Source organism: Treponema sp. Marseille-Q4523, from assembly GCF_016901105.1.
Lineage (GTDB): Bacteria > Spirochaetota > Spirochaetia > Treponematales > Treponemataceae > Treponema_D.
On record NZ_JAFEVM010000020.1, the window covers coordinates 1 to 20,438 of the forward strand.

Here is a 20,438-nt window from a genome sequence, read left to right on the forward strand (position 1 = left end):
ATCTCGTTGCCGAGGTTCCTCTGTATTCAAGATTTCCTCACGTTCTAGGGCAACCTGCTGTCTGCTCCCTTATCCCGTCGGATAAGACTACCACTTCTGCCGGTAATTAAAAACATAGCATCTCGTTGTCAGCGTGACGAATATCAATTATAATAAAGACAATGAAATCTTACATACGTGTAAACCGCTGAAAGAGTACACGCTGTTCATAGACGCCGTACGGAGACATACGAAACTTGACAGTGAAAACGGCTTCCAGAATGCGATCAAAGAGTGTATACAAAACGACGTCTTACGGGAATACTTACAGCGGAAAAGTCGGGAGGTGATGAATATGTTAATTGCCGAATACGATTACGATGTGGACATCGCCGTGCAGCGAGAAGAAGAAAGAGAAATCGCATTGCAGGAAGGTATTGTGCAGGATGAAGCGAAAGGTTTTTCGCTGGGCATCGCACAGGGAAAGCTCGAGGGCATTTCCGAAGGCTCATACAAAGCAAAGCTCGAAACGGCGAAGATATTAAAACAATTCGGCGATTCCGTACAAAAGATAGTGCAAGCTACCGGCCTCACCGAAGCGGAAGTGGAACGGCTGTAAGGCAAGACGGCAATCGCTGCCCCGCCTTTCCGAAGCGAAAGTCGAACGGTCATAGCATCCCCCGCCGAAACGGTTTCAGATCCTGCCTTTCTTTTTCATCACCGAATCTTTGTCTTTTTCACGGATTTCGACGCGGCGGATTTTACCGCTGATCGTCTTCGGCAATTCTTTAACGAATTCGACGATGCGCGGGTGCTTGTAGCTCGCCGTCTGATGCTTTACATAATCCTGCAGTTCAAGTTCAAGCGCTTTGCACGGCTCGAAGCCGGCATTGAGTACGATCGTCGCTTTGACGAGCTGCCCCCGCCGCTTGTCTTCGACACCCGTCACCGCGCATTCGAGCACGGACGGGTGCTTCATCAACACGCTTTCGACTTCGAACGGACTGATGCGGTAGCCTGAACTTTTAATAATATCGTCGTTGCGTCCGATAAACCACAGATAGCCGTCGCTGTCGTAATAGGCGGTATCGCCGGTATGATAGAGCCCGCTGTCGAAGGCCGCCGCCGTCAGAGAAAAATCGCGGTAATAGCCGGAAAACAAACCGAAGGGGCGCTCTTTGTCGACGTGAATGACGATTTCTCCCGCTTCTCCCGCTTCGCACTTCGTACCGTTCGGCGCGATGATATCGACATCGTAGCCCGGCGCAGGCTTTCCCATAGAACCGGGCTTCGGTTCCATGCCGGGAAAATTGCCGATGATGACGGTCGCTTCCGTCTGCCCGTACGCTTCGAACATTTTAATGCCCGTCTGCTCGTAGAATTTATTATATACTTCCGCGTTGAGCGCTTCACCCGCAGTCACGCAATATCGCAGATTCGACAGATCGTATTTTTTCAAATCCTGCCGGATAAGATAGCGGTACACGGTCGGCGGCGCACAAAAGGTCGTCACTTTATAGTGTGAAATCTTTTGCAGCATCCTGTCCGGTTTAAAGCTCGTCATATCGTACGAAAAGACCGCCGAGCCTGCAAGCCACTGACCGTAAAGTTTTCCCCACACCGCTTTCGCCCAGCCTGTTTCGGCTATCGTCAAATGCAAACCGTTGTCGACGACATTTTGCCAATACTTCGCCGTCACGATATGGCCGAGGGGATATACGAAATTATGCTGCACCATCTTCGGATAGCCGGACGTACCCGACGTAAAATACAGCAGCATGATATCTTCGTTGCACGTCGCTTTGTCGCCCGTCGGCCGATCAAAATGCGCATCGTATTTTTCGATCTCTTTGTGAAAGTTCACCCAGACGCCGCGCTCCTTTCCGACCGTCACGAGCGTCTTTACCGACGGAGAAGCGGCGAGCGATTTTTCGATCTCTTCCTGCACTTTCGGCTCGTCGAATGAAATGATCATCTTCACTTCGGCGGCTTTGTTGCGGTATTCGATATCTTTTTCGAGCAGCTGATCCGTCGCCGGGATGCCGATCGCACCGATCCGGTGCAGCGCGATGATAAACCACCAAAACTCATACCGGCGGCGCAAAATGAGCATGACGGAATCGCCCTTTCCGATTCCGTGCGCCGTGAGAAAATTTGCCGTGCGTTTCGACATCTCCGAAATATCGGCAAACGTAAATATATGCTCTTCGTCGCAATCGTCGCACCACACAAGCGCCCTCTTTTCCGGATCGTCCGCCGCATAGCGGTCTACGACGTCGTATGCAAAATTAAAATTGTCGGGAATTTTAATTTTAAAATTCTTTTTCAAATCTTCATAGGACAGATAGTCCCTGTCGTTTTCAACAAATTCTTTATACAACACCATGTAACAATTCCTCTTCAACTCAACCCGCACAGTATAATCGATACCCGTAAATAATACTAGGTTTAATTTCGAGTTTTCTAAAACTCGAAATTTTCCAACTGTTTCGTTCACCAACTGAACGGCGAGTTTCGAAAGTGAATAAAATCATGCGGAGGCGAGGTTCCGGCTGCGTGCCGTTTCGAGCGTTAGGCTTGCGGAAGCCTACCCTAAAAGCTCGACCGCGGCTAAGCGGACGGGTTCTCGCCGAAAGCATAGCTTTATTTAGAAATACTTTCGAAACTCGACTTTCGACCTACTAGTCGATATATTGTCCGATATTCGACAGTGCAAGAATTTTTTCGGCGTTTTTTTGCAAAATCGATTCCGCCTCCGCATCTTCGATCCCCTTTACTTTCGCGATATCGTGTACGACGCGCTTTATCAAAAGCGGCGACGAATCCTCGCCTCCGAGCCACACTTCTCCTGTCGGATTATCCGTTTCGGAAAGCAAAAACTCAAGAGGCGTCCGATCGAGCAGCGCTTTGATACGATCGGAATAACGTACTTCGCAGCCGAATGTCTGCATATACCCGCGCGATAAAAAAACATCGTACGGCGAGTCATGTCCGTCGTACCAATGGATGACGGGCTTTGCGTGCGGAAAGTCCGCGAGAATGTCTGCGATACGCGATTCGGCACCCTTCGTATGCACGACGCAATATTTTTCCGTACGTTCGCAATGATCGAGTATGCAGCGAAACACGCGCTCCTGCGTTTCGTGCGGTATCTTTTTTTCCCAATAAAAATCGAGCCCGATTTCTCCGACGACCGGCGATGCACACAGGTACGGTTCAAGCAGTGCGGCAAGTTCGCCCTCGCTTTCCGGCAAACCCGCGCAATACGACGGATGAATGCCGAAGGTAGGAATTATTAAATTTTCCCCGTGCAAAGCGAAGGAACGAGCTTCCGAAAGCGTTTCGTCCCACGTCGCCCTGTCCACGGAGGATGCGACCGTGAGGATTGCGTTTTCTCGAATGCACTTGAGCGCCGCATCGCGCTCATCTCCGCGCCGGTACGCATGCAAATGCGTGTGAAAATCGACAAGCATAGGCCCGGCTTATACACCGCCGCGTTCGAGCAAATGCTGAACGCATATCTTTATCCCGATTCCGATCAGTATGCAGCCGCCGGCAAGCCGAGCTTTATCGTTGAGCGCATCTCCCGTTTTTTTGCCGATGTATACTGCAGGAAAACAGATGAGCGCCGTCGTTACGCCGATCGTCACCGCAGAGAGCGTGATGTTCGCATTCACGGCGGCAAGACTTATACCGACGGCAAGCGCGTCGATGCTTGTCGCGATCCCCTGCACCAAAAGCAGGGACGGCGATAAACGCCGGCGGCACGAAGCGTTCCGTCGAATATCTTTTTTGTCCGCCGCGTTCGTAAAATTATTAATTTTTTGTACGGCTTTCTGCAGCACCGTATCGCCTTGTTCGGCCGCATCAGGCGAAGCGGCGAAAGCCGCTTCGCAGTCCGTGTTTTTACGTTCTGCTGCACGCAGTTCCCGCAGCGCTTCGAAAATCATTTTGCCGCCGAGAGCGCAAAGTAGTACAAGTACGACCCAGTGATCGATCGCTTCGATGTATGTGTAAAAAAAACTGCCGCCGAAAAATCCTATCAGCGGCATAAGCGCTTGAAATGTACCGAAAGTCAGCGATACGGCGAGCGCATAGCGCACGGGCACGCTTCCGAGCGTCATGCCGTTTGTCACACTTACGGCGAACGCGTCCATCGAAAGTGCGACGCCGCGCAGCAACAATTCGACAAAGCTCATGAAATGGAAAAGAACAACGACGCGTACAAGTTCAGCGTTCCCAAGAGCATAAGGACGTTGCCGGCGGCATGCATATATTTGATCTTGCGTAAGAGAAAAAAGGCGCAGCCCGAACTGTACAAAAGCCCCGAAACGATGAGATACGCGAAACTTCGCAGGGCATGTTCGAGGTAGAAGCGCCGCATGAGGAAGAGTCCCGCCCAGCCGATGACAAAATAGAATACGGTGTTGACGATTTTCAATTCGCTGCCCCACACCGCATAGAGCACGATGCCGACGACTGCGGTTGTCCACACGAGGCCGAAGAGCACCCAGCCTCCGACGCCGCGCGCGAAAATCAGTATGAACGACGTATATGCGCTTCCGAGTACGAGAAAGACGAAACAATGAGCGAGCCGATCGAACACTTCTTTTGCGCTTTCCGGCACGAGTGCGTGATGCAGCGTCGACATGATATACATGACGATCATCAGTCCCGTACTGCATACGAATGTGGAAACATACAACACACGGAGCGCGTCGTTCGCATGGGTTATCGCGCGGTCGGCAAGGACGGCGGTCGCCGCGACCGACACGAGAACACCGAGTCCCTGTACGATCGCGCTGAAAATCTCTTCGCCGAGCGAAAGCTGCCGTTCCTTTCCACGAAGTTCGATGCGGCGCTCTTCCTTCGCTATCCTGCGTTCGGCTCGACGCTTCGCGCGTTCGCTTTTCGCGTAATCGTCGGCAGCGTATTTTGCACGCAAGCGTTCGGGATCCTTTGCGTATTTGATATTTATTTCGCGGATATCCGAATCGTAATTCGCTTTTATCTGTCTGATACGCTCTTTCTTTTTTGCGTTGATCGATTTTAGCGTCGAACGGCGTACGGCGCGCAACGCAGCATTGTCTTCCCGTGTCATGGCGCCATTATAGCAGAGGACGCAGCGGTACGCAATGACGATGAACCGACGGTCACGCCGAAACGAAAGCGTACCCGATCCCTGCGTCAGCGGCCGGAAGGACGCCGAAGGCGTTTGGCGGCGGGCTTTGCCCGCCGCCAAATGAAGCGAAAGCGGAATCCTGGAGGACGCGACCTGCCGGACGGCAGGGGACGACCAAATTAATAATTATTAAAACAAGTCACGCCCGTTACGGCAATACACGACGGTGATATATCGGCGAACGGCGCGGTCCAGTTTCGTTTGTATTTGTTCTCATTTGCGTTGCGCGATATACCCTTTCGGTATATAATATACTGTTATGCAAAACGATAAGCCGCTCATCGTTCAAAGCGATAAAACTCTCCTGCTCGACGTTCACGCGCCGAAAGCCGACGAATGCCGGAACGATTTGATTCCGTTCGCGGAGCTTGAGCGTTCGCCCGAATATTTGCATACGTATCGTTTGACGCCGCTGTCGCTGTGGAATGCGGCGAGTGCGGGTTTTACGGCGGACGATATCGCAGCGGTTTTGAAAAGGTACAGCCGCTTCGACGTACCGCAGGCGGTCATCGCGTGGATGCGCGAAACGGCGGAGCGTTTCGGAAAGTTGAGGCTCGTCGCTTGTCCTTCTTCGAACGCGGAAGAATATCTCAAGCTCGAAACGGATTCAGAGCGCATCTACCGCGAACTGTGCGCGAACCGCGGGCTGGCAAAATATTTATTAATCGATGAAGACGGCAGCCGATGCTTCCGTGTCCGCCTCACCGACCGAGGCACGGTAAAGCAGGAATTGATAAAGACGGGCTGGCCGGTAAAAGACGAAGTGCCGCTTGCAGACGGAGAAGCGCTCGACATCCGCCTGCAGAAAACGACGGCAAACGGCTCTCCGCTTGTCGTCCGCGAATACCAGCTTGAAGCGGCGAAAGCACTCGTCGGGGACAAAGGCCCCGGCACGGGATTCGGCACGATCGTGCTTCCGTGCGGCGCCGGCAAAACGATCGTCGGTATGCAGATCATGGACATGCTCAAAACGAGCACGCTCATCGTTACGACGAATATCACGGCCGTCCATCAGTGGATCGCGGAACTCGTCGATAAAACGAATCTCACTGCGGACGATATCGCCGAATACACGGGCGAAGAAAAATCGATCAAGCCGGTGACCGTCGCGACGTATCAGATATTGACGTGGCGGCCTGAAAAAGACGGACCGTATCCGCATTTTTCGCTCTTTCGAAAACGAGCGTGGGGATTGATACTCTACGACGAAGTGCACATGCTGCCCGCTCCCGTTTTTCGCGTCGTTGCGGAATTGCAGGCGGTGCGCCGCGTGGGGCTGACGGCGACGCTCGTGCGGGAAGACGGCTGCGAAAGCTACGTGTTCAGCCTCGTCGGACCGAAGCGTTACGACGTTCCGTGGAAAGAACTCGAACAGTCCGGCTGGATCGCCTCTGCGGAGTGCATCGAAGTGCGTCTCGATTTGGATGCCGATGAAGAGATCCGATACGCCGTCGCAAACGCGCGCACGAAGCATCGAATCGCAAGCGAAAATCCGATAAAGGATCGGGTCGTACGGGAAATCGTCGATCGTTTTTCGAAGGATAAAATCCTCGTCATAGGCCAATACATCGACCAGCTCGAAAAGCTCGCACGTATGCTGCGCGCTCCTATCATCACCGGAAAGACGCCCGTATCCGAACGCGATGCGATCTACGGCGAGTTCCGCAGCGGCAAACTGCACGTACTCGTCGTCTCGAAAGTCGCAAACTTCGCGATCGATCTGCCGGACGCATCGCTCGCGATCCAAGTGTCGGGTACTTTCGGAAGCCGTCAGGAAGAAGCACAGCGGCTCGGGCGCATACTCAGACCGAAAGAGCGCACGGCGCGTTTTTTTACGCTCATCACGCGGAACACGGTCGAAGAGGACTTCGGCGCGAACCGGCAGAAATTTCTCGCGGAGCAGGGATATTCCTACCGCATCGTCAGGTATCGCAACGAAAGCGATTTCGATGAAATCACGGAAGACGATCTATGCTGAACGAATCCGATAAAAAACGGCGCACGGCTTTATGGCAAGCATCTCTCGCGATGCTCCCCGACAGCCGCTTTTTCGATATGCTGCGCGCCTATCTCGGAAAAATAAAAACGCCGTACAACAAACAAAATCTCATCGAACAATTGTCTTCTTTTTTTTGCAGGGAGCAAAACAGAAAAAATCTCCTCACTCTGCTCGATGACTTCGACGAAAAAATCATCACCGCCATCGTCCTCGTTCCCGAAGCGACGGAGGAAAAACTTATATGCTTTTTTTTAGGAGAATATACTTCTTCGGAAATTGCCGCGCGGCTTTCGAACCTTACCGACAGATTAATAATTTATAAAAATGAATCGAACAAAGACGATCCTCAGCGCCTGTACGTAAATCCGCTGCTTGAAGATTTGCTTGCTCCCCGTATCGATATCGCACGCATCATCCCCGAAGCGCAGTACGCATCCCGCACGGAAGGCGGAAGTTTTTCGATCTCGCCCGAATTTATCGCCGCCGTCATTTCTTATATCGCCGAAAGGCCGGATCTTTGCAAAGCGGACGGTTCTTTAAAAAAGATCGACGCGGCGCGCTTGGAAACCGTGTTCGCCTGCGGAACCGCCCCCGTTCAAACACTCATCACCGCATTATTAAATTTGTCGCTCGTCAAACGGAACGAAAGCGGCATCACCGTCGATTATGCACGATCGCTTTCCTTCGCGGAACTTTCTCCGAAAAAGCAATACGCTTACCTTGCGGCTGCATCAAGCGCTTCGCTCGATCGGGAGGGACTGCGCTCGTACGCCGAACTCGTCCTCGACATTGCGGCTTCCGTTCCCGATTCAGGTCTTACGAAACGCGTCCTTCTCAGATGTATGTCGCTGCTCGGAAGTTCCGTTCGGGAACAGCGCCGTTTTCGTGCGCTCATCGACCGTTCGCACGGCAAAGGCGCCGACGAAAGCGATGTGCGTCCGCCCTTGGAGCGCATCGTCGATGCGGCGGAAACGTTCGGCCTCTTTACCGTCGCCGGCAAGACGAAAGAAGGCGATGCTATTTACCGCGTCGAAAAAACGCTTTGGGACGAAGAGAAAGCGGATACGAGCGCACGCTTCGTTTCGATCAATTCGGGCTTTACGGTTACGCTTTTACCGGGACTCCCGCTCAAAGCGCTTTTGCCGCTGTCGATTTTTTTACGCGTCGTCAATTTCGATACGACGGTCGAATTCGAAATCGATAAAGCGTCGGCGATCCGAGCCTTCGATTTCGGCTACACTGCCGAAACGATCCGCTCGCTCCTCGAAAAATATGCCGTGCACGGCATTCCGCAAAATCTCCGCGTCAGTATCGAAGACTGGCAGCAGCTCTATTCGTCGGCGGTTTTGTATAAGGGCTACGTTTTAAAACTCGATGAAAAAAATTCGAAACTCATCGAAAAAAATCCGAAAGCGGCGCGCTTTATTCAAACAAAATTGGCGGAGGGGGTATACCTCTTGAATATTCGCAGCGACGAAGATGCCGCGGCTTTCGGCAAAGAAGCGGGTTTCGATTGCATCGGAAAAATAAAAACCGATGTCGCCGACCGCACGCCGCCGTCGTTTCCGCCGATCGGAAGCGGTGAAGACCGATTCAAAGACGTACGGAAAAAGAATGCCTGCCGCCCCGAAAAAAAACAGCGCGACAAACTGCTTACCGATCTGCACCGCGCGCTCGCATCGCTCGATCTTTCCAAAGCGCAAAAAGAAAATCTTTCAGCCCGAATAAACAATAAAATCATTTTGTCGACGGAACAGCTCGGCAAAGATACCGTGCGTACCGAAAGTGCCGAAGCCGGCGGCATGGATTTTCTCGGCAAAGTACGTCTCGTCGAAAGCGCGATCGCATCCGGCGACATGATCGAAGTGCGTATGCCGAAAGCTGACGGTTCGGCAAAACTCGAAACGATTTTGTGTACGCCGCTTTCGCTTGCAAAAGCGAGCGGAGATGCGGAAGTAACCGTGCATATCGAAGCGACGAAAAAAACGGCGACGCTTTCCGTCGGCAGAGCCGCCAATATAAAACTTATTAAGACTTCGATATTTTGATAATGCGAGGTATTTGCCGTGTTTGATCGATCTCGATTGCATACTCTATTGCAAGCATACAAAAAGAATTTTGTCGCCGAACACTGGAACGGCGAAAAGTACAAGTGGGAAGCCGTAAAACGGTTTCAGGATAAGTGGGATATAAATGCTCAAGACTTTCCTGAAATGCTGAATCGTTCTTTAAGTAAGACGTCCAATTTGCTTGCTTCTGCAAACAACTTTCCGAGAAATATGATTGTCGGTTTCGCGAAATCCGTACCGGAAAAAGTCAGATCGATGTTTATCGACCTGTTCGATGAAAACAAAGACACATTTGAGAGAATGACTGCATTTAAAATGCAGTCGGAAAATTTGCTTGAGGAATACGGAAACGGAGCCAAGCACCATTATCAATATGAAAATGCGATCAGTACCTATTTGTGGCTCCGCTATCCGAACAAGTACTATATCTACAAATCCAACGAAGTGAAGACAGTTGCCCGGGAACTTGAAGCCGATCATCTATTTAAAAACGGTGCCCATGCCGATAATATCCGCAATTTTCTGCACTTGTATGATGAGATCAATGCGGTGCTGAAAGAGGATACCGAACTTGTGAATCTGTTCCGTTCGCAACTGACGGATACGTGCTATCCCGATCCGGAATTGAAAACGCTGACAGTAGATGTCGGCTTCTATATCGCCAGAAACTGTTCACAAAAAGATCTTGCCGCCAGAGTTGAGCCCGACAAGGAAGACTGCAGATATTGGTGGCTGAATGCCAATCCGAGAATATGGAGTTTCGCCGATATGGCTGTCGGTGAAGTTCAATTCTATACTCTCTACAATGAAAACGGCAACAAGCGCCGTATTTTCCAGAATTTTCTTGATGCAAAAGCCGGCGATATGATCATCGGCTATGAATCAAATCCTGTAAAGCAGATTGTAGCCATCGGTCGTGTCTGTACCGCACAGGACGGTAAAAAGATCTACTTTGAAAAAATCGAAAACCTGATTTCGCCGATCGATTATACCACGTTGAAAGGATGTCCGGAACTCGAGGATATGGAATATTTCCAGAATCCGCAAGGCAGCTTATTTAAACTAACCGAAGCTGAGTATGACTTCATTATCGATATGATTCGTGAAGAAAATCCCGTAGAAGCGACGGTCGTTGCCGACACATATACAAAGAATGATTTTCTCGATGAAGTGTATCTGCCGGAAAAACGTTATAAAAACCTCATCGGCGTTCTGCAGCAGAAGAAGAACATCATCCTGCAGGGTGCTCCCGGAGTGGGAAAAACCTTTACCGCGAGACGCTTGGCTTGGTCTATGATGGGGAAAAAAGACGACAACAGAATCGAATTCGTGCAGTTCCATCAAAACTATTCTTACGAAGATTTTATGATGGGCTATAAACCGGTTCAGGACGGCTTCGAAATGAAGTACGGTATATTCTATCGTTTTTGCCAAAAAGCCGCAAACCGACCGAACGAGGATTATTTTTTCATCATCGATGAAATCAACCGTGGCAATATGAGTAAAATCTTCGGTGAATTGCTGATGCTCATTGAAAAGGATTACAGAGGAACTAAGGCAACGCTGGCCTATAACGGGCTTTCGTTCTCCGTTCCGAAAAACCTGTATATGATCGGCATGATGAACACCGCCGATCGCAGTCTTGCCATGATCGACTATGCGCTCCGCCGCCGTTTCAGCTTTTTCGAAATGGATCCGTGCTTCGATTCAGCCGGCTTTATTCAATATCAACATAAGCTGAACAATGAAACGTTTGATACACTGGTATCCCATGTTAAGAATTTGAACCGTGAAATATCCCTTGATAAGTCGCTGGGCAAAGGCTTCTGCATCGGTCACAGCTATTTCTGCGGTATAGACGTATGTACGGAAGAACGGCTTCGTTCCATCGTCGACTACGATATCCTGCCGACACTGAGCGAATATTGGTTTGACGATGCCGACAAGTTCAGTCGCTGGGAGAATATTTTGCAGGATGTATTCAATGACAAAGGATAAAAGTATCTTCATAAAAAACATATATTATATGCTTTCATACGCGTTCACCGTGCTGAATCAAGGCGGTTATGAAGATGTCGCTGCCGAAAAATTCGAAAACATACATAACCTTTTTGCCGCGATCCTTGCCAAAGGGATCGGTCGGCAGCTGAAGCAGGGGCTGTATCGGGAATACATCAATTGCAAAGAAGACTTAACCGCAGTTCGGGGCAAAATCGATATGTCGGCTACGATTCGGAATCGACCGTGCAGAAAACGCGTGTTGACTTGTGAATACGATGAACTGTCGGAAAACAATCTCCTGAATCAAATCTTGAAAACAACGGTAATACTTTTGCTCCGGCATGCAAATGTAGATCAAGAGTACAAAAGCGATTTGAAAAAGCAGATGCTGTTCTTCTCAAAGGTGAATACGACGGATCCGTTTTCTATCCGTTGGTCGACCATTCGTTTTCAGAGAAACAACGGTACATACCATATGCTCATCGGCATTTGTCAACTTATTGTCGAAGGAATGCTTTTATCTACAGACGATGGAGACTACCGGCTGGCGACCTTTATCGACGAGCAGCGCATGAATCGCTTATACGAAAAATTCATACTTGCATACTATGCGAAAGAATGCCCGCAGATATCGGCAACGGCTTCTCAAATCCCGTGGTGCTTGGATGACGGAGCGGGTACGATGCTTCCGCTTATGCAAAGCGATGTTACACTGACGAAGGGCAACGATGTCCTTATCATCGACGCAAAGTATTATACGCATACGACACAGATGCAATACGATGTTCATACGCTGCACTCCGGCAATCTATACCAGATTTTCACCTATGTAAAAAACAAAGATGCGAACTTCGGAAATGCGCCTCATAAGGTATCGGGTATGCTGCTGTACGCAGCTACCGTTGAGGACATCCGGCCGGACAAAGTCTATCAGATGAGCGGAAACAGGATCAGCGTTAAAACGTTGGACTTGAACTGTGAGTTTTCACAGATCGCTTTGCGGTTGAATGCCATAGTCGATACACATTTCGGAAATTAACAAACGCTACGACAGATTTGATCAGCATACTTCGATGTACAGCATCGAGGTATTAAGCTTCCGCACGAATGAAATGCGACCGCCTCATTCCCTCTCTGCGGCGCGGTAATCCCAATTGTGTTTCGGATAGCGGCCTTTCATCTCTTTGCAGATTTCGGGCCACGCGCCGCTCCAAAAACCTGCAAGGTCGTCGGTGATTTGGAGCGGGCGTCTCGCGGGAGAAAGCAATTTGAAAAGCACCGGCACGCCCATAACGCAGGGCGTTTCAAAGCAGCCGAAAATCCGCTGAACGATTATTTCGATCGTCGGCCGAACGGTGCCGTCTGCAGCTGCGACGTATAAAAGCGTACAGGATTTTCCGTTCGGAAGAGCGATCGTCCGCGGCACATTTTTATCGACTTTCGCTCCGTCAAGATAATAATAAAGCGCATCGTATACCGCGTTTTCGCGGAGCACAGTACCGGTCAAAAAAGGCGGGAGCCATTCGCGTACGGTTTTTATTAAATTTTCTTCGGACGACTTTGCGATCGTATGCATACCGTCAGCGCTCGCCGCATCTCCGCCTTCGGCCGTGCGGAAGGCTCTCGTATGCGCTTCATAAAAGCGGGCACGCTCTAAAAACGCTTTCGCTCTTTCACCGAGCGGAAGCCGTACGATGCCGTTCTTTTCGACTGCGCGGCACACGGCACAGGCAAAATCTTCATCCTGCGCAGCGATACGCCTCTCCGACAATACGATTTTTCCGAAACAGGTGTACTCGGTTTTACGAAGCGAATGAGTTCCTTCCGTAAACTCCGTTTCCGTGTACGTTTCGCTCCGCCCCGAAAGCCACGCTTCCGCTTCTTCCGCAGAAAGCGCTTCCCATCGATAGATGCGCCCCTCCTTTTCTCCCGCGTCCACGACGGGCGCAACGATCCACTCGGGAAATACGCGAAAAGCGTCGCGCTCCTTTTTGGGAAGAGAAGCGACACGGCCGGACGGGAATCGATACGTACCGTCCCCTTCGAGGCGGGCGATACGGTCGGGAAATCCCGCAAGCAGCAAAACGGCAGCGGCGCGAACGCAATCGACGGTCGCGCCGGAGTTCCCGCACAGATCGGGAAAACGGGATGCGCATTTTGCAAGCCGTTTTATAAGATCGGAAGAAAATCGTTTTTGCAAGGCGGACGGAGAATCGGCATAAGGAGAATACGCGAGCACGCATTGGAGCGCCGATTCGGCACAGGACGAAAGACCGCCGCGCTCTTTTTTTGACAAACCGTTTTCTTTCTCTGTGCTTTCGCCGGCGTTTTCGACGCGGAGTGCCGAAAGCGCGACACAGGCAAGACGCGGATGCAGACCGAGTGTGAGAGCGGCTTTACCGCGCGAAGTGATGCGCACGGAATTTTCCGCATCCGCCCGATTTTCCTCTCTCAGACAGCCGAGCGTAATTAATAATTTTTGTGCGCTCTTCCAAGCGCCGGCACTCGGAGGTGTGAGCCATGAAAGCGCATCTCGCCTGTAAACGCCGCGTTCGGCACATTCAAGCACGAGCTCGGTTAAATCGGTACGGGCTATTTCGGGCGCCGTTTCCGCGGCGCGCACCTCGTTTTCGCGCCACAAACGCACGCATCGGCCGCGCCGCATACGCCCCGCTCTACCCTTCCGCTGCTCCGCCGAAAAAACGCTTTCGATTTCGGTGACGAGCATCTCCATACCGGCAGAAGCATTCATGCGATTGATTCTTGCCAACCCCGAATCGATGACGACGCTCACGCCGGGAACGGAAAGAGACGTCTCCGCGATCGAAGACGATAAAATGACGCGGCGCCGAGAAAAGTCGTCCGGAGGAGAAAGTACTTTTTTTTGTTCGTCGAAATCGATCGAACTGTGTAAAATCAAAATGTCCGCATCGGCGCTTTCACGCTCCAGTTCCGCCGCGGTTTTTCGAATGTCGGCTATGCCCGGAAGGAATACGAGGATGCTTCCCCTATCCCGTCTTCGCAATTCCCGCATCACCGCATCCGACGGAAGTACGACGCCTGCGTATTCGACGTCGACCGGAAATTGACGACCGGGTACGGCAAACACCGGAGAGGTTTCACCTCCGGCTGCGAGATACGACGACAGCGATGCCGTATCGATCGTCGCCGACATGACGACGACGTATAAATCGTCACGAAGCGGCATCGTCTCTTTTAAAAACGCAAGCGCCAGATCGGCCTGTACGGATCGCTCGTGAAATTCATCGAGGACGACGACGGAGACGCCGTCCAAAAGCAAATCGTCCTGCAGCATACGCGTCAAAACGGCTTCGGTCATAACGGTAAAGCGCGCAGCTTTCGACACGCGCGATTCGAGACGCATCACATAGCCTGCGGTTTTCCCGACCTCTTCTCCGAGCAGCGTCGAAACACGGGATGCAACGGAAAGGGCAGCGATCCTCCGCGGTTCGAGCATAACAATTTTTCCCGAAAAGTGATTGAGAAGCGCGAGCGGAAGCGCAGTCGATTTTCCCGCACCCGTTTCCGCCGTAAGTATGAGAGAATGAGAGGGGGAAGATTTGAGAGAGACACAGATATCGTCCAGATACGGAGCGATCGGCAACTGCTTAACAAGATCGGGGTACAAGAACACGCCGCATTATACTCGTTTCAAATGCGGCGAAGCAAGGGCTGTCTCAAAAGTCGCTTACTTTCTCGACAGCCTGTCGAATCGATTATTATTAATAATTTGTTATTTTTATTTTCCGTATTGATTTATTTTTCGCGTTGCTGTATATTTATTAATATGAAAGCAACAACAAAGACAGCCGTCAAAAAAACGGTCGAAAAAACACCACGCAAAGCAAAGAACCCTGCCGAAGCGTCAAAGTCGCACTCTATTTCATGCGATGATGTAAAATGGGAGAAAATTCAAAAGCTTGCCGAAAAAGCCGGTATGAACGTTTCCAAATACATCATTTCGAAAGTATTGAAATAGTATACACTGTTTTAACAACAAAAAAAACCGCAGGGCTTGCCTTGCGGTTTTTTTGTTAATATTATTCGTCGAGCGCCGCTCTCATTCGTTTACTTGAGCAATGCGGTAAATTGCAATAGTATACGTATGCAAGGAGTTGTATGATGGGGATCAAGCTGTATTCGCTCGGAGCGGCCGAAGAAGTAACCGGTTCGAAACACATATTTGAAATCGACGGGCGTACGTTTATGGTGGACTGCGGTGCGTTTCAAGGTAAGCGGAAAACGGCCGACGAAAAAAACCGCAATTTTACGATCGCAGCGGATAAAGTCGAAGCGGTGATTTTGACGCACGGACACCTCGACCACTGCGGACAGCTTCCCGTACTCGTGCGAAAGGGATTTACCGGCAATATCTATGCAACGCCCGCAACGCGCGACATAGCGAACATCGTCATGATGGACAGTGCGCGCATCCAGGCGAAAGACGCCGAATTTTTAAAAAAGAAAGCCGACCGGCGCAGCGAAAAATTTACGTGGCAGCCGCTGTTTTCGGAACGCGACTGCATCACGACGGCAAATCAAATCGTCTCTCTTTCGTACAACCGAAAAATGTACATCGCGCCCGACGTCGAACTCGAATTTTTCGACGCGGGGCATATCCTCGGCTCGGCGTTTGCAAGCGTTACGATAAAAGGTCTGCACGGAAGAATCAACGCACCGCATCCGGGACACGCGGGCGAAAACGAAACGCGCATTTTGTATACCGGCGATTTGGGAAGGCGCAACCAGCCGATCATCCGCGATCCGGAAACGAAAGTACCCGCGCCCGACTACATCTACATCGAAAGCACATACGGCAACCGCAAGCACGCCGAAAAAGAGTTCGCTATGCACGAACTCGAACGCGTCGTCAATGAAGCCGTTCGCCGCGGCGGAAAAATCATCATCCCATCGTTTGCGATCGAACGCGCGCAGGAATTGGTGTTTTACCTGCACTTGCTCGTCGATGCAAAAAAAATACCGAACATCCCGATCTACGTCGATTCTCCGATGGCGACGAACGCAACGAGCGTGTTCAAAGTGCACCCCGAATGTTACGACGAAGAGACGAACGAAGCGTTTTTAAAACATCACAAAAATCCCTTCGGCTTCAGCTCGCTCAACTTTACGGCAAGCGTCGACGAATCCAAAGCGCTCAACAAAAAAGCCGGTCCCATGATCATCATCAGCGCGGACGGTATGTGCGAAGCAGGGCGCGTGCTCCATCACCTGGCAAACAATATAGGCGACGAACGCAATATCATTCTCGCAGTCGGTTATATGGCGGAAAACACGCTCGGCCGCAGAATTCTCGACGGCGACAAAGAAGTGAAGATAATGAACGACTTTTATGCGGTGCGCGCGTCGGTCGAGCAGATAGACGCGTTCAGCGCTCATGCCGATTATACGGAAATCACGACCTGGCTCGACTCTATCGACACGAGCCGCCTCAAGCAGATCTTTATGGTGCACGGCGAAAAAGACGCTCAGGCATTTTTCAAAGGCTACCTCGCCGAACACGGCTACCCGAATGTGACGATCGTAAAATACGGCGAAACATACGAAATCGAATAACGCGGATATGCCGGACTCGGCCGATCAAGCGTTTTTATTGACGATGCGCGTTTCGCATTCGCCGGTCGCAAGTTTTATAAAACGCGTAAAGAGCGACACTTTATTGTCCTCATTGAGGCTTTCCCATATTCGATTCGTAAAGACATCGATATCGCCGCGGATGACGACGGGCACGGGTTCTCCTTCAAAGCTCGGAAGCGGATTTCCGTTCCCGCGGTACGTGTGTATAAAGCGTCCGACGCCGTCCTGCGGATTGTCGTATGCGAATGTAAAGCGGCACGCGCTTTCAGGATTTCCGTTGTCGCTTTTGAGGATCGAAAGCGCGTAGTCGCAGGATCCGTTTTCGACGTGCAGCAAACCGGAAATGCGCGGCGTGTAGTTCGGCTCGTCCGGTTCGAATGTGCGGGATCGGAGCGCCTGTTCGAATGTCATCCCTTTCGATAAGCCTTCGTACAGAGTATCGGTTTGGTCTCCGTTCGTAACGATCGTATTTTGACCGAGCACGCGCACCGGAGCGTAAATTATTAAAGCAGGATCTTTCATTTTAGAAGCGTCGAAAGCTTCGGTACGGATCCCCTCACCGTCGGAAATGAAAATGCGGTTCCTGCTGTTTTCGCTTCTGCCCATAATAAAATACGCGGCCACTGCGGCAGATCCGTCTTCGGATTTCCCGAGTACGATGCCGCGGCCGGGATATTCGTTTTGTTTCAACGTTTCGGAGAGGGAAAGAGGTTTCATGTTATTTTTCGCTCGGTTTTTTTCTGCTGTCGCAGGCGGCCTTTGCCGTGCGCTCGCGGGCGGATTCCATATTGTTTACCATGAGGATCGGCTGATCGGTCGCTTCGAGCGCATCGCGCCACAGCGCGCCTTCGGTGTCGACGACGTTGCGATGGCGCGTCACTTCGCTTATGGGAATGTGGACGAATTTATCGTGCACGAGACCGACGACCATCTTCGTTTTGCCGGCCATCGCCGCGTGGACGGCGTTGTTGCCGAGGCGCTCGCAGTAGATGGAATCGTTCGCCGTCGTAACGGCCGCTCGGATTTGATAACCCGGATCGATGTATTTTAGATTGATATGAAAGTGCTTGTTTTTAAAATACTTCGTGATTTCGTCGCGAAGGTATACGCCGATATCCGCAAGTTTGATATTGCCTGAAGCGTCCGTTTCATTCGTCTTCGTGAGCAGTTCCTGTCCCGCACCTTCTGCAACGATAACGACGGCGTGATGACGCTCTTTTAAGCGCTGTTCGAGGTACGAAAGAAATCCGTTCGGTCCGTCCATATCGAACGGAACTTCGGGGATGAGACAGAAATTCGCTTCGTGGCACGCGAGCGCCGTTTCGGCAGCGATAAATCCGGATTCGCGCCCCATGAGTTTTACCAAGCCGATGCCGTTGATCTGCGAATGCGCTTCCATGTGGATCGACGCGACGGCTTCCTTCGCCTGCTGCACCGCCGTTTCAAAACCGAACGACCGGTCGATGAACAAAAGATCGTTGTCGACCGTTTTCGGAATACCGATAACGGCAACTTTCAATCCGCGCCGCTCTATTTCGTTTGCGATATCGAGTGCGCCGCGCTGCGTTCCGTCGCCGCCGATGATAAACATCATGCTGATGCCGAGCTTTTCGATACAGTCGACCACGTCCGAAACACGGTCGCCGCCGCCTCTGCTCGTACCGAGTACGGAACCGCCGATCTTATGAATCTCGTCGACTTTGTCGGGTGTCAGCTCGATCGTTTCGAATCCCTGATCGGGGAAAAAACCTTTGAAGCCGTATTGAAAACCGAGTATGCGGCGCACGCCGTAACGGTAGTACAAGCTGCGCACGATCGCTCTGATAACATCGTTGAGACCGGGGCAGAGTCCGCCGCACGTACAAATGCCCGCCTTTACGTGATTCGGATCGAAATAGATATATTGACGAGGGCCTGCTTTTTGCATGAGGTTTGCCGGCGTCTGATCGTCTTCTTCGCCGCCGTGAAATACGTTTACACGGTAACGCACGAACGAATCGTCTTTGACATAGTTCGCGCGGAAATCTCCGATGACATTGGAAAGCTGGATCGGAGAAGGGATTTTACACTGTCCGAGCGTTTCGATCGTAAAATCATATTTTTCATCTGTCATATTTTACGCCTCTTATAAAAACTTTTGCAGGTACTTGCAGCGAAGCTTCAAGCAAAATTGCAACTTTCGAAAAAGTTTTTAGCCGTGCGCGTGACTCGCAACGAGCGCGTATGCGCGAAGTTTCGAGCGGCGCACACGTCGAATAGTCGAGTTTGCAAAATACAGCGCATCGTATTCATACGATTTTTATCGAAACGGTACGTATACACGTTTTCTGCAAACATCCACGCAAACTCGAGATAAGAACGCTGCGATTTCGAGCAATGCACAGAAATCGCGAGTGTCTCCGATAAAAGAAAAACGCTTCAGCGTTTTTCGGCCCTAGACTCCAACGACGGCGATATTTCAGACGTCGCTTTTTATCGCGCCTCTTATTGTTTTATATTATAGATAATAGCTTTTTTTTTCAATATGGCGTATAGATTTCTGCAGCGAAAAAGCGGTATAGTATAAACGCATATACATTATTTTACAGAGGAATGATCATGGCAAAATTATCAAAGGGACTGACGGCGCTCATCGCAGCCGCGGCAATCGTTGTTTTATTCGCATCGCGCGGATGCGGGGTTTACAACAACATGGTGTCGATGGACGAGAGCGTCACGAGCCGATGGGCTGAAGTGCAAAACCAATATCAGCGCAGGTATGATTTGATTCCGAATCTCGTTTCGACCGTCAAAGGATACGCGAGCCACGAAAGCGACGTACTCACGCAGGTTGCGGAAGCGAGGTCGCGTGCAGGCGGTGTCGTCAATGTCGACGAATCGATTTTGACGGATCCCCAAGCCTTTGCGCGCTACCAGCAAATTCAAAGCGGCCTTTCCGGAAGTTTGCAGCGGCTTTTGGCCGTCGCGGAAAATTATCCCGAACTCAAAGCGAACACCAATTTTCTCGCACTGCAGGATCAGCTCGAAGGAACCGAAAACCGCATCACCGTTGCACGACAGCGCTATAACGAAGCGGCACAAGAGTTCAACTCGTATATCAGAAGGCTTCCGAACAATTTTATCGCGTCCTTCGGCAGATTTGCCGCAAAGCAATATTTCAGCGCGGACGGTGAAGCGCAGTCGGCCCCCAAGGTGCAGTTTTAATAATCAAGTCGAATATCGAGATGATATGTTTTTACTTCGGAAAAAGAAGTACTCGCATTTTCAAAGTTACCTCTAAAAACTGCAGTTTTTAGAGGTAACCGAATCTTCCAAAAATAAGAAAATATCGTTTTACATTTATTTTTTTTAACACAGATACAAAATGAAAAAAACAAATATTTTGCTTTTGATATTTTTTATATTACATATTTTTTCAGGTCAGGATCCGGCATTGGACTTAATTTAAATTATTACCCGTTAATGTTTGTATATCATTCCGGCAAAGAAAATAATATGTCAAAAAAATTTGAAAAAACCGAAACCGGTTTTTCAATCGGAATAACTATCGGTTATACCAATCGGTTTAAATAATAATTCACAAAAAATCAGG

14 protein-coding genes and 1 pseudogene are annotated in these 20,438 nt (G+C 50.6%); 8 read left to right on the forward strand and 7 right to left on the reverse strand.

From position 1 onward, the window contains the following. Window positions 1–121: 121 nt before the first annotated feature. Window positions 122–598: pseudogene (locus tag JSQ97_RS07530) on the forward strand (hypothetical protein); the annotation flags it as partial. A 75-nt stretch (window positions 599–673) separates the two neighbouring features. Here JSQ97_RS07530 and JSQ97_RS07535 read toward each other — a convergent pair. The 4 genes from JSQ97_RS07535 to trhA all read right to left on the reverse strand — a co-directional run bounded on the left by JSQ97_RS07535 (window position 674) and on the right by trhA (window position 5,080). After that, window positions 674–2,365 (reverse strand): AMP-binding protein, encoded by a 1,692-nt coding sequence (locus JSQ97_RS07535; protein WP_205075487.1) that lies wholly within the window; start codon window positions 2,363–2,365, stop codon window positions 674–676. Window positions 2,366–2,660: 295 nt separating this feature from the next. Continuing rightward, window positions 2,661–3,452, reverse strand: coding sequence for a TatD family hydrolase (locus JSQ97_RS07540; protein ID WP_205075488.1), 792 nt, complete (start codon window positions 3,450–3,452; stop codon window positions 2,661–2,663). A gap of 9 nt (window positions 3,453–3,461) precedes the next feature. Continuing rightward, window positions 3,462–4,178: a manganese efflux pump MntP gene (locus tag JSQ97_RS07545; RefSeq protein WP_205075489.1), complete on the reverse strand. Its 717-nt coding sequence runs from the start codon at window positions 4,176–4,178 to the stop codon at window positions 3,462–3,464. After that, the gene (gene trhA, locus JSQ97_RS07550) at window positions 4,175–5,080 is read right to left on the reverse strand and encodes a PAQR family membrane homeostasis protein TrhA (RefSeq protein ID WP_205075490.1); all 906 of its coding nucleotides are present in this window, start codon (window positions 5,078–5,080) and stop codon (window positions 4,175–4,177) included. Before trhA ends, JSQ97_RS07545 begins: the two co-directional genes overlap by 4 nt. 340 nt (window positions 5,081–5,420) lie before the next feature. Here trhA and JSQ97_RS07555 point away from each other — a divergent pair, with 340 nt between their 5' ends. The 4 genes from JSQ97_RS07555 to mcrC are packed head-to-tail and all read left to right on the forward strand — an operon-like array spanning window position 5,421 to window position 12,269. Further along, window positions 5,421–7,139, forward strand: coding sequence for a DNA repair helicase XPB (locus tag JSQ97_RS07555; RefSeq protein WP_205075491.1), 1,719 nt, complete (start codon window positions 5,421–5,423; stop codon window positions 7,137–7,139). Then, window positions 7,133–9,208 (forward strand): helicase-associated domain-containing protein, encoded by a 2,076-nt coding sequence (locus tag JSQ97_RS07560; RefSeq protein ID WP_205075492.1) that lies wholly within the window; start codon window positions 7,133–7,135, stop codon window positions 9,206–9,208. Before JSQ97_RS07555 ends, JSQ97_RS07560 begins: the two co-directional genes overlap by 7 nt. Window positions 9,209–9,226: 18 nt before the next feature. Next, the gene (locus tag JSQ97_RS12935) at window positions 9,227–11,227 is read left to right on the forward strand and encodes an AAA family ATPase (protein ID WP_205075493.1); all 2,001 of its coding nucleotides are present in this window, start codon (window positions 9,227–9,229) and stop codon (window positions 11,225–11,227) included. Next, window positions 11,214–12,269: a 5-methylcytosine-specific restriction endonuclease system specificity protein McrC gene (mcrC, locus tag JSQ97_RS07570; protein ID WP_205075494.1), complete on the forward strand. Its 1,056-nt coding sequence runs from the start codon at window positions 11,214–11,216 to the stop codon at window positions 12,267–12,269. Before JSQ97_RS12935 ends, mcrC begins: the two co-directional genes overlap by 14 nt. Window positions 12,270–12,353: 84 nt before the next feature. Here mcrC and hrpB read toward each other — a convergent pair whose 3' ends face one another. Continuing rightward, window positions 12,354–14,879, reverse strand: coding sequence for an ATP-dependent helicase HrpB (hrpB, locus tag JSQ97_RS07575; RefSeq protein ID WP_205075495.1), 2,526 nt, complete (start codon window positions 14,877–14,879; stop codon window positions 12,354–12,356). 159 nt (window positions 14,880–15,038) lie between these two features. On the opposite strand from hrpB, the gene JSQ97_RS07580 reads away from it, so the two are divergent. Together JSQ97_RS07580 and JSQ97_RS07585 are read left to right on the forward strand one after the other, a co-directional pair. Next, the gene (locus JSQ97_RS07580; protein ID WP_205075496.1) at window positions 15,039–15,230 is read left to right on the forward strand and encodes a hypothetical protein; all 192 of its coding nucleotides are present in this window, start codon (window positions 15,039–15,041) and stop codon (window positions 15,228–15,230) included. A 143-nt stretch (window positions 15,231–15,373) separates the two neighbouring features. Then, the gene (locus JSQ97_RS07585; RefSeq protein ID WP_205075528.1) at window positions 15,374–16,825 is read left to right on the forward strand and encodes an MBL fold metallo-hydrolase RNA specificity domain-containing protein; all 1,452 of its coding nucleotides are present in this window, start codon (window positions 15,374–15,376) and stop codon (window positions 16,823–16,825) included. 24 nt (window positions 16,826–16,849) lie between these two features. Here the strand turns inward: JSQ97_RS07585 and JSQ97_RS07590 are convergent, their stop codons facing one another. Both JSQ97_RS07590 and JSQ97_RS07595 read right to left on the reverse strand, forming a co-directional pair. Further along, complete coding sequence (locus JSQ97_RS07590) at window positions 16,850–17,563, reverse strand: IMP cyclohydrolase (RefSeq protein ID WP_205075497.1); 714 nt, start codon at window positions 17,561–17,563, stop codon at window positions 16,850–16,852. 1 nt (window position 17,564) lies between these two features. Next, complete coding sequence (locus tag JSQ97_RS07595) at window positions 17,565–18,959, reverse strand: ATP-dependent 6-phosphofructokinase (protein ID WP_205075498.1); 1,395 nt, start codon at window positions 18,957–18,959, stop codon at window positions 17,565–17,567. 485 nt (window positions 18,960–19,444) lie between these two features. Here JSQ97_RS07595 and JSQ97_RS07600 point away from each other — a divergent pair, with 485 nt between their 5' ends. Beyond that, on the forward strand, window positions 19,445–20,050 hold the full coding sequence (locus JSQ97_RS07600) for a LemA family protein (RefSeq protein ID WP_205075499.1): 606 nt from the start codon (window positions 19,445–19,447) through the stop codon (window positions 20,048–20,050). Window positions 20,051–20,438 lie beyond the last annotated feature (388 nt).

What these genes read in the sequence shown, in the direction of transcription:
- JSQ97_RS07585 (WP_205075528.1), top strand. Translation starts at nt 15,374, where the DNA reads ATGGGGATCAAGCTGTATTCGCTCGGAGCGGCCGAAGAAGTAACCGGT.
- JSQ97_RS07540 (WP_205075488.1), bottom strand. Translation starts at nt 3,452, where the DNA reads ATGCTTGTCGATTTTCACACGCATTTGCATGCGTACCGGCGCGGAGAT.
- JSQ97_RS07580 (WP_205075496.1), top strand. Translation starts at nt 15,039, where the DNA reads ATGAAAGCAACAACAAAGACAGCCGTCAAAAAAACGGTCGAAAAAACA.
- JSQ97_RS07545 (WP_205075489.1), bottom strand. Translation starts at nt 4,178, where the DNA reads ATGAGCTTTGTCGAATTGTTGCTGCGCGGCGTCGCACTTTCGATGGAC.
- JSQ97_RS07555 (WP_205075491.1), top strand. Translation starts at nt 5,421, where the DNA reads ATGCAAAACGATAAGCCGCTCATCGTTCAAAGCGATAAAACTCTCCTG.
- mcrC (WP_205075494.1), top strand. Translation starts at nt 11,214, where the DNA reads ATGACAAAGGATAAAAGTATCTTCATAAAAAACATATATTATATGCTT.
- trhA (WP_205075490.1), bottom strand. Translation starts at nt 5,080, where the DNA reads ATGACACGGGAAGACAATGCTGCGTTGCGCGCCGTACGCCGTTCGACG.
- JSQ97_RS07590 (WP_205075497.1), bottom strand. Translation starts at nt 17,563, where the DNA reads ATGAAACCTCTTTCCCTCTCCGAAACGTTGAAACAAAACGAATATCCC.
- JSQ97_RS07600 (WP_205075499.1), top strand. Translation starts at nt 19,445, where the DNA reads ATGGCAAAATTATCAAAGGGACTGACGGCGCTCATCGCAGCCGCGGCA.
- JSQ97_RS07595 (WP_205075498.1), bottom strand. Translation starts at nt 18,959, where the DNA reads ATGACAGATGAAAAATATGATTTTACGATCGAAACGCTCGGACAGTGT.
- JSQ97_RS07560 (WP_205075492.1), top strand. Translation starts at nt 7,133, where the DNA reads ATGCTGAACGAATCCGATAAAAAACGGCGCACGGCTTTATGGCAAGCA.
- JSQ97_RS07535 (WP_205075487.1), bottom strand. Translation starts at nt 2,365, where the DNA reads ATGGTGTTGTATAAAGAATTTGTTGAAAACGACAGGGACTATCTGTCC.